Origin of the sequence: Bacillus sp. S10(2024), assembly GCF_050473865.1 — a bacterium.
In the GTDB taxonomy this organism is placed as follows: Bacteria; Bacillota; Bacilli; order Bacillales; family Bacillaceae_G; genus Bacillus_A.
The window spans coordinates 1-9,739 of sequence record NZ_JBFLUR010000005.1 but is presented as its reverse complement, the minus strand read 5'-3'; the positions used below and the strand labels follow the sequence as shown (position 1 = coordinate 9,739).

Annotated in this window: 7 protein-coding genes and 4 pseudogenes; 4 read left to right on the top strand and 7 right to left on the bottom strand. The window is 33.7% G+C overall.

The annotated features are described in order from the left end of the window. Positions 1–1,053: pseudogene (locus AB1280_RS24355) on the bottom strand (LytS/YhcK type 5TM receptor domain-containing protein); the annotation flags it as partial. 575 nt (positions 1,054–1,628) lie between these two features. Here AB1280_RS24355 and AB1280_RS24350 point away from each other — a divergent pair. Beyond that, positions 1,629–1,961: pseudogene (locus tag AB1280_RS24350) on the top strand (hypothetical protein); the annotation flags it as partial. Between the two features lie 4 nt (positions 1,962–1,965). After that, on the top strand, positions 1,966–2,331 hold the full coding sequence (locus tag AB1280_RS24345) for a hypothetical protein (RefSeq protein ID WP_429754927.1): 366 nt from the start codon (positions 1,966–1,968) through the stop codon (positions 2,329–2,331). 40 nt (positions 2,332–2,371) lie between these two features. Here AB1280_RS24345 and AB1280_RS24340 read toward each other — a convergent pair whose 3' ends face one another. The 3 genes from AB1280_RS24340 to AB1280_RS24330 form a co-directional block, all read right to left on the bottom strand. Continuing rightward, positions 2,372–2,728, bottom strand: coding sequence for a hypothetical protein (locus AB1280_RS24340; RefSeq protein ID WP_429754926.1), 357 nt, complete (start codon positions 2,726–2,728; stop codon positions 2,372–2,374). A 77-nt stretch (positions 2,729–2,805) separates the two neighbouring features. Then, entirely contained in the window at positions 2,806–4,761 is a 1,956-nt protein-coding gene (locus AB1280_RS24335) for a M56 family metallopeptidase (protein WP_429754925.1), read from the bottom strand. Beyond that, positions 4,758–5,159 (bottom strand): BlaI/MecI/CopY family transcriptional regulator, encoded by a 402-nt coding sequence (locus AB1280_RS24330; protein ID WP_429754924.1) that lies wholly within the window; start codon positions 5,157–5,159, stop codon positions 4,758–4,760. The genes AB1280_RS24335 and AB1280_RS24330 overlap by 4 nt, the downstream gene beginning before the upstream one ends. 168 nt (positions 5,160–5,327) lie before the next feature. Between AB1280_RS24330 and AB1280_RS24325 the strand changes: the two are divergent. Beyond that, positions 5,328–5,668, top strand: a pseudogene (locus AB1280_RS24325) (IS4 family transposase); the annotation flags it as partial. 162 nt (positions 5,669–5,830) lie between these two features. After that, positions 5,831–7,342: a DUF5050 domain-containing protein gene (locus AB1280_RS24320; RefSeq protein ID WP_429754923.1), complete on the top strand. Its 1,512-nt coding sequence runs from the start codon at positions 5,831–5,833 to the stop codon at positions 7,340–7,342. Between the two features lie 131 nt (positions 7,343–7,473). Here the strand turns inward: AB1280_RS24320 and AB1280_RS24315 are convergent, their stop codons facing one another. The 3 genes and pseudogenes from AB1280_RS24315 to AB1280_RS24305 all read right to left on the bottom strand — a co-directional run. Further along, entirely contained in the window at positions 7,474–7,617 is a 144-nt protein-coding gene (locus AB1280_RS24315) for a group II intron maturase-specific domain-containing protein (protein WP_272191199.1), read from the bottom strand. Positions 7,618–7,858: 241 nt separating this feature from the next. Continuing rightward, positions 7,859–8,503: an alpha/beta family hydrolase gene (locus AB1280_RS24310; protein WP_272191251.1), complete on the bottom strand. Its 645-nt coding sequence runs from the start codon at positions 8,501–8,503 to the stop codon at positions 7,859–7,861. Between the two features lie 219 nt (positions 8,504–8,722). Next, positions 8,723–9,739, bottom strand: a pseudogene (locus AB1280_RS24305) (aconitate hydratase); the annotation flags it as partial.

Below are 9,739 nucleotides of genomic sequence, written 5' to 3'. Positions count from 1 at the left end.
TTCTGCCAGCTCTTCCTCAACGGGGCTTAATGAATTCGGATTTTTAAAATAAAGCTTTAACGTACCAATGGTCTTTCCATGAGATGTGAGCGGAATCACGATTGCCGCTTGTAATGAACACCCTTCATGCGGACAATTAATCTCCTCGCGCGACTTTGCTTTCATAATCTCTCCGCCCTTTAACACCTCTTTGGACAATTCAGTAATTAAGCTATGGGAAGGAATATGATGATCAGATCCTACTCCAACATGTGCTAATATTTTTTCTGTATCTGTTAAAGATACTGCATCTGTTCCTGTAAAGCGATGGATAATTTGTGCCACATGCGTACATGATTCTTCCGTTAACCCTTGGCGAAAATACGGAAGCGTTTTATCAGCAATGAGCAATACTTTATGCGTTTGTAATGCCTTCGTATGCTCTTCTTGTCGTATAATGGACTGAATCATTGACAATAGAATATAACTTCCAAAACCATTTACAATAATCATTGGGATTGCAATAGTTTTCACAATGCTCCAAGCCGTCATCGATTATGAAAAGAATCATAAGCATTTCCAGCGATACCATACAGATGCTAAGCACTGAAGAAAACTTTGGGGTTATAACGCGATTCCATTTTTGATATAAATAGCCAATATAACCTGTCACAATACCAGCTAAAATAGAAGAGAGTGCACACAGCTTAATGCAGTCGTTCCCCCGAGCACATAACGATGAATACCAGATATAAATCCTACTCCTATTCCAACAATTGGACCTCCAAGTAACCCGCTAATCCCAATTCCCATAATACGCGTATTCGCAATCGTACTAGAAGAAGAGACGCCCCGTAGCCAGTTGTCATTCAAAATCGTATTACCAGAAATCTCAATCCCTGTGTAGTTGCTTACAATTGTAAATAATGAAAATATGCCAATTAACATAAAGCTTCCCTTATAGCCTTCTTGCTTATACAGTAGCCAACGGAACACCTTAATATGCGAAAGTAAATATCCTAAAATGACGATTAAACCAACGCGTTCAATCATCATCAATAATAAATTCCCCATTTTATGTCCTTCCTTCATGTATTTTTCATTCAATATAGTACATCATTATGTCTATCAAGGTCTATATATAACAGAAGGAAATAGGTGTCAAAAAGGCTGTTATATCAATATTTTCAAGCAATCTCATTACTTAAAAAAATACAACTCCAAACCCTTTCGGACACTGAACATTAGTTTAATCCACTATCCAAATTTGGACAACCAAAACCATACCTACATCAAATTGATGTTAGCACAACAATTGTTGTATAAAAAATAGCGACTTCCCACAAGGGAGAGAAAGCCCCTTTTTTGCTTATCTCTGTTCTTGTTCTATTGCCAATAACCCAGTGGCTCAAACCCAACAGCTTTAATAAAAAAGGACTCCTAAAAATTGAGGGACGAAAAAACATCATACTGCTATGTATGCCATTTCTCACCTAGACGAAACATTCGATGCTGTAAAACAAGCTATTTCTGATTCGTGGAATCAAGATGTTGTAAACGGAGATTGGAATAGCAGAGCTAAATGTTTTGGAAATGTAGAGGCCCAAGTCGAGCTAGCAACTGTTCAATTAGTGGCAGGAACAAAAGGTGCTGATAAAATTTCAAAATTAGGTAACTTAGAAATTGCATCTCAACTCATTGAAAAAGGTTTAACTATTTGTAATGATTTAAAAAATAAAGAATATCAATATCGCTTTAAAATTTTAGAAAAGATGAACAATACATCTATCACTACAGAATTGAAAAACGCTGTATCAGCAGGAGTTTCATACTTTAAAAAAGAAGAATTATGGAATTGTATTGAAGAATATGCAGAACGACTAGCCAATAAATTTTATGCAGAAGAAAATCATATGAAGGCTAGTAAATATTTTTATATGAGTAATGAAGCAAGAAAAAGGTTATCAGTAAAAGGGCGTTAAAATGATGAAAAAGCTTAGATTAACGGTTACAGGATTAGTGCTAATTGGAATTATAGCTTTTAATGTTACAACATTAAACAAAGGTGACACCAATATAGGTGACGGTGGTATTATCAGTAATAAATCTGTAAAAGATCCTGGTGGTTTTGGTGTTATAAGTAATAAATCTGTAGGAGATCACGGTGGTTCCCCTTCTTATGAACATGGTGATACACCATCACCATGCCAACAAGCTAAGGTTTTGAAGTACCCCCTAAACGAAAATTTTCTTTCTCTACAGGTAGTTACTTTGAGAAGTCAGCTCATTTTTTTTCGTTTTGGGGCGTTTATTTTTCTTAAGTTGATGGGCCTATGGCGCTATCCTATTTAGAAAGAGATATTATCTTTCACCAGCACTTCTTGTTTAATAATTACATGAAAAAAAGCTTCCAATGTATTGGATCAGTTACTAATATGTAAACTATTACAACATCATAAAACCCTGAAACTATAAACAAGACGAGAGATGTTAAGATACATATTCCTGCATATCCTCCATTGTCCTCTGAAACATAATATGCAATCAATCCGAATACAAAAGACATCACAAGGAATACCATCTGTAAAATATCAAGTACAATCGATATTCTCATCTCAGCAGGAGTAAAATTACTGCCCGCATCATCAGCAGAATAGTTATAATTCCCATATAAAAATATTAATGCCCAAGTAATAAAAAACAACATCATACAAAGTAATGCTAAGGTGTTATATTTGTTTGAACGCATTTCTTTTCCTCCTAGTATTTAGGCTTAATATAACTAAAAGGTGTTCTAAAGATATAAACCTTCAAAACACCTCTTTATTATTTCAGCATTGAAAGCATTATTTTTTCCAGTTCCACTTTATTTACATTCCTATCGAACACTGCTTCCCCTGGATTGTCTAAACTATGATTAATAATGACAATTTGATACGCACTATTTTTCCCTTTTGCAGGAACAATCATCTTCATACCTTGTAAATTACTATGTGAGTTATGAGTAGAGTAGAATACTTGATTGCCTTCTAATTCGTATTGTTCAATGTTTTCTTCTACTACAAACAAATGATGGAACGGATCTTTACTTTCTCCGAATACTTGTGATTGAGAAATTGTATAATTTCCTTTTCCGTTCGCATATTCTAATTTAATAACTAATTCTGGTTTTCTTTTAAGGTAATAACCCACCTTTTCGTCCTTGAGGGTGTATCCTTCAATTGTATAAGCTGGCTTCTTAATTTGGAAATCCACATGTTGCTGCGCTTCTTCAACTGTATATGTTAGATACTTCCCTACCTTATCCTCATAAAGTTTAGATTTATTACGAAGTTCATTTAATTTTTCACGATTTTCTACGCTTAAACGCTCTTCTTTAACCTCTTTTATATTCCCTTGGAATTTTTCAGGCATGTTTACTTTAATTAATCCTTTTTTCTCAATATGTAATATCTCTTTATATAACTGCACATACTTCTCAAATTCTTCTTTTGTTAAAGCCTTTTCAGCATGGTATAAAAAGTCCGTTCGACTTTCATATGTTCTTTTTGAGAAACCCCACTCTTTTCTCGCATTTTCTTCTGTACCAAATAGCCTGTCTACAGCATTTTGGAAAGCATCTTTAGATTTCTGACTTTTTTCTATCGTTTGTCCCTTCTGCCTTTGATCTCCTTCTATTACAGGTGCATTGAATAAAGAAATAGATGCAACAGCAACTATTGCAATAATTCCAAGCACAGACCAGCGATATGATTTCTTTTGGAATTTCTTAATCATAAGAATTCTCCTCTTTAGCGTTCGTTTATTTCTACTTAAATTGGCTAGATTCGGTGCTTGATAATAACTTGAATAATGTTCTAAAAGAGTAATAATTGTATGTCCATATGCAATTTGTTCCTCTGATTCTATAAAGGTGAGCGCAAATGCATCACAGGCTAGTTCTTGATCTTCTCGCATACATGAATAGGCATACCAAAGAATCGGATTAAACCAATTTAAGATGATTAAACTATACAAAACCCAATTTACAGCTATATCTCTTCGTTTCAGATGAGATAGCTCATGGTAAAAAATATATTGTAGTTGTTGCTCATTCAATACTTTCATATGTCTGCTTGATAATAATACTCTCGGGCGAAAAAGCCCAAAAACAGTCGGACTTGAGATTTTCCCAGCCAACCGTAATGGAATTTGCTTTTTAATTCCCATAGATTGTTTACAGTTTTCAAAAATCCCAACAATTTTTTCATCCGTAATATTGGATTGCTTTTTTATGTAAGAATATAATCGTCTATTCGTAATACAAGTTATTGTCGCTAGAATAGCAACTCCAAAAAGCCAAATATATAACGTAACTTTATAAACGGAAAATGTAGTATCTTCTTTCTTTTTATTACTATCTATTTGGTCACTCTCTTTCATTGCATTTACGGAGTTAGATTTGTAATTATCTCCTTTTGTAGCTACTGAATGATTCGCTTTATCTTCTGACACGCTTTTTTGTTGTATAGCTGGAGTAGTATCCTTTTGAAAAATCTCAGACACGCCAGAGCTATATGAAAGAAGAGAATAAATACTATAGGAACTATCTGGTAACCATGGTAATAGAAGTCTTACAATTAAAATCATCCATAACATGTACTGCCATCGCGGAGTTATCTTGTTTCTAAGCAAGATTTTGACACATAAGATTAATCCGACTAATATACTTGCCATAATTGATGTTTCTATCACCCAATCAAAAAATCGAGGTAGATAGACATTTACAAACATATCTATCATCCTCTATCCTTCCTCTGACTTTCCACAGTCTTCTCATCCAGAATACGTTTGAGTTCGTTAATATCTTCTGAAGAAAGTTTTTCTTCTTTTAAGAAATTCACAAGTAAAGGTTTAAATGCTGCACCACAGAAACTTTTGAGGAACGATTTGGTTTCTACTTGCAGATAACTATCTTGCGACACTAAAGGATAATATGCATACATACGCCCTTTATCCTGATGGTAAGAAACAGCCTCTTTTTGGACTAATCGATTAATAAGCGTTCGAATCGTTTTCGGTTTCCAATTCATCGTTTCATCAAGTACTTCAATTACTTCATTGGCTGTTTGAGGCGACCTTGACCAAAGAACTTTCATGATTTCCAATTCAGCTTCCGATATTTTAGGTAATTTCTTCATTTTATAGAATTCCACCCCTCGTATTACATTTGTAATCTATAATTAAATATTACGAATGTAATCGCGTAATGTCAACCATATTTTGGATTTATAAATACATTTCCATGAAAATCAAGAAATTAATCCCAAAAATAATAAAAATACGCTATTCTTTCTATAGAATCATAGGAAAGAATAGCGTGTTTGTATGGGGAACTAATTGCCATTCTACTCTGTCCTCTATTATGTTTCAAATGCGGAAATTACTTCTCATAAAGAGGAAACAAGAGCTAAGTGAATATAAAACTATGTATATGATTAAAGACTATTTTTCTCTTCTGCTCCAAACTATACAAAAAGACACCTAGGAACTATCAAAGATTTTGCTTCGTCTGTTTAACCTCCTACAACACAACGGACGAAAATCTCATCGATACGAGAAAAAAACAGTCTTTGATATATTATGTTTTGAATATTTATACAAAAAACAGCGATATCAGTACATGCACATAAAATTACTGTTTTTTTGAGTTTAACATTTTGTGCCTTTTGTAAAACTAATTCTTGTTATCGGCTTCAAATGGAAAATAAACAGAAAATTGTTTTTATTCACAAAAGCACGTATAATCAAACGCAAGTAGACAATTACTACCAATATTTAATTCTATTGAAATATCATAAGGAGGCAAACAATGGGGAACATTTATGAAAAAACAATAGTTATTATTGCAACCATGGCCATTTCAATTTCTCTTTTTGGTTGTGAAGCAGAAAACAAAACAGCAAATACAACAAATGTCAAGAAAGAAAAAAAGGATACACAAACTGATTCAATAGTACAGCAGCAAATAAAAGAGGCTGAAAAAAGAGGAAATACGGTTGGGAACATTTCTAACAAAGGGAAAATGGTCGAAAGTGATGGTTGGATTTATTATGCGGTCAATGGAAGTAAGAATACAAAAGGTATTTATCGTACAAAGGATTATTTTCAAACATCAGAACTTTTAGTAAAAGATGTAAATGCCTCTTATATAAATATAAGCAATCAATCTTTATATTTTATCCATATGGCGACAAATGATAATACAGGTTCAAATGAACTGCCTTCTTTAATGAAGTATGACATTTCAGCTAAAAAACTCGATACATTGAAAACAGATACAAGTTACGTATATATAAAAGATCAAACTTTGTTTTATCCGAAAAAATACTCGGAGCATGGTGGTTTTGATATTGTAGGGATTATAAAAATGGATTTGAAAACAGGACAAGAAGAGGAAACTACACCTAAATACACTGGTTGGGCTCAAACAATAGATGATAGTATTCTACATTGGAATAAAAATCGTGGAAGACAGGTTACCAAGAATAACAAAACCTGGTCAAAGGAAAAGTATGCAGAAATATCTAGTGCGGTATATCATGATGAAAAACTATATGCTGTTGTAGATTTTTCGCTCCCTTTTGAAGCACATAAAGCTACGCACGGTATATACGAGTTAGACGTTCAGCAAAATACAGAAAAGCTATTAATACAGGACGTCTTACAGATGAACATAACAGGGGATACTTTTTATTATGTAAAAAATGACGGTGTGTATAAGAGAAAAATCAATGGTGGAAGTGAAGAATTAATCTATAACAAAGCTCTTGAACCTTCTAAATCTTATTTATATTTTATAGCAGGAGATATGTATCTATATACAGATAATGGCGTTATTTTAAATCTGAAGACAAAAAAATCAAATGAAATAAAAGATAAACCGTTACCTAATGACGCAATGTTAAACAAAGTATTAAATGCACAAAAAGAACTCACCTATATCCAAACGAGAGCATTCACAGGGAATTCAAAATCAATGGGGCGTTTTTCGTACGGGGAATTGCTCATCCCCGCATATAATACAAAAAAAGCGTTAGAAACTACATTGTCTACATATTTCTCAAAACAATTTATTACGGAATATATGCAAAGTGAATATGTAAAAGAAATAGACGGAAAAATGCACTATGTTATTGGAGATCCAAGTTCAAAAGCTGCAACTAAATATATAAAGATTACTTCTTCTCAATTAAAGGATGGTAAGTTAGCAGCAAAAGTGGAGACATATAACGAGTATGCAAATGTAACAAAAGATGTAGAAATAGAATTCAGTTATGAAAATAATCAATGGGTGATAAATAAAATGCCAAGTTTTGAGTAGAGTAGAAAACTGAAACAAATTTCTTTGGTTTTCAGTTTATTCTAGCTTCCTACTTTCACGAGTGTGTATGGTATTTTCTTTATCATGTCCTTAAAACGACCATGTTTCTTTCGAATATTTCTTTGCTTGTTTCAGAAAAGATTGAATCTCTCTAGAACGTACCAGTCTATTTTGCTAAGCCATTTCTGAACAATTGGAGATAAGCTGTAGTAATTTTTAAATCCTTGTAAGATTCGATTTAACCCTTTCACCAACTCATTCAGTTGTAAGTACAATTTATTTCTAGGCTCTGTGTACTTCTGGATATCAAGCCATGTTCCTTGCTGCTGCGATTGCAGTCGTTATTGCTATGCTAGCCATGGTATTTGTGAAACCAGGAAAACAGCAACCTGCATCTTCAGGTGCTGAAAGTTTAAAAGCATAATAATGCAACTCTTTGAATAGTAACGGGGTTAAATTTGAAGTACAAAATGCAAAAGAGGTGCAATTAGCACTTTTGATCCTATCAGTTTATCACTAATTTGTCCTAACGGTTTCTTGGAGTTTTTCTATTACCCTTGATAAAGCTAAAATTGAATTTGTTGTTTCATATTCTCCAACATTTAAGGAATGATTTGCATTTTGAATTACATCAACTTTTAAATTCGATTTACTTAATTGGTCAATTTGATTTGCATTGTAATAATGATCTTTATCCCCGATGACGAAAAGCCCTTGATGTTGACTATTCAAGATTGAGTCAAAGATCGAATCAAAATTTATTAGAGGAGTAAATAAAATCATTTTTGACTTTAGGAATTCTTCTCTCTTCATTAAGTCATTCGCGATTGGTATTGTTCCGAGTGATTTTCCTAAAAAAATAGAATTGTCATATTGTCCATTTTTTAAAACATCTAAAATCACAGGATTAATATCATCCATCATTATCTTTGTTATCTTTTCAATATTATTTTTCGTTGGTTGCTCATTATAGGAGTAATGGACATGGACAATATCAATTTTATTTTGGAGCATTGCCATTGTCGCGTAATAAAACAATGGTTTATCGTAATTGTAACCTGAACCTGAAAACATAAAGCAAATCGTTTTGGAACCCATTTCGAAATGTGTATAACGAATCGATTTGTCGTTTATTTGTAGCTCTTTTTTATTTCCTTTCATCATTGTTCCCTCCGAAACTTTTATAATATAACAACAAAAATTACCGATTGTTTTATTTCCTTTATGTCAAAAATCTTTTTAACGATACCGAGCCGATTCGCAATTATAAAAAAAGAGAAGATAACTTTCGTTAGCTTCCCTTTTTCATACAGTGTAAATATTTATACTAATCTAGAAACTACTAAACTATTGTTCATTTAAAATTATTGAAATCTAAACTTAGTTAGAAACCTTAGACTCTTCTAATTTCTCACGAAGAACCATTTGTAAGATACCGCCGTGACGGTAGTAGTCGATTTCTACTTCGCTGTCGAAGCGTGCTACAACTTCAAATTGTTTTTTGTTTCCATCAAGGTCAGTTGCAACTACTGTTACAAGGTCGCGTGGTTTTACTGTTTTATCGATTTGAATTTCAAATGACTCTTGACCAGTAAGACCTAATGTTTCTGAGCTTTCACCATCTTTAAATTGTAATGGTAATACGCCCATTAATACTAGGTTACTGCGGTGGATACGCTCGAAGCTTTCTGCGATAACTGCTTTGATGCCTAAAAGGTTTGTACCTTTTGCAGCCCAGTCACGTGAGCTTCCCATACCGTAGTCTTTACCAGCGATTACAAGAAGACCTGTGCCGTCTTGTTTGTATTTCATTGCTGCATCATAGATAGATGTCACTTCGCCTGTTGGCCAGTATGTTGTGAATCCACCTTCTGTGCCAGGTGCGATTTGGTTTTTAATGCGGATGTTCGCAAATGTACCACGCATCATAACTTCATGGTTACCACGGCGAGAACCGTAAGAGTTGAAGTCAACTGGCTGTACGCCATTTTCTAATAAGTAACGGCCTGCTGGTGTGTTTTTACCGATAGATCCTGCTGGTGAAATGTGGTCTGTTGTTACAGAATCACCAAATTTACCAACAACGCGTAGTCCTGAAAGTGCTTCTACTTCACCTGGTTCTTTAGATAATCCTTCAAAGAACGGTGGGTTTTGGATATATGTTGAGTCATTATCCCAAGTATATAACGCTTCGTTTGAAGTTTGGATTTCGTTCCAACGTTCGTTGCTGTTAAATACTTGTGCATATTCTTTCTTAAATAGTTCAGATGTTACAACATTTTGTACAACTTCTTCGATTTCTGCCGCTGTTGGCCAAATTTCATTAAAGTAAATTGGGTTGCCGTTTGCATCGTTACCGATTGCATCATTTTTCAAGTCGATATCTACTGTACCAGC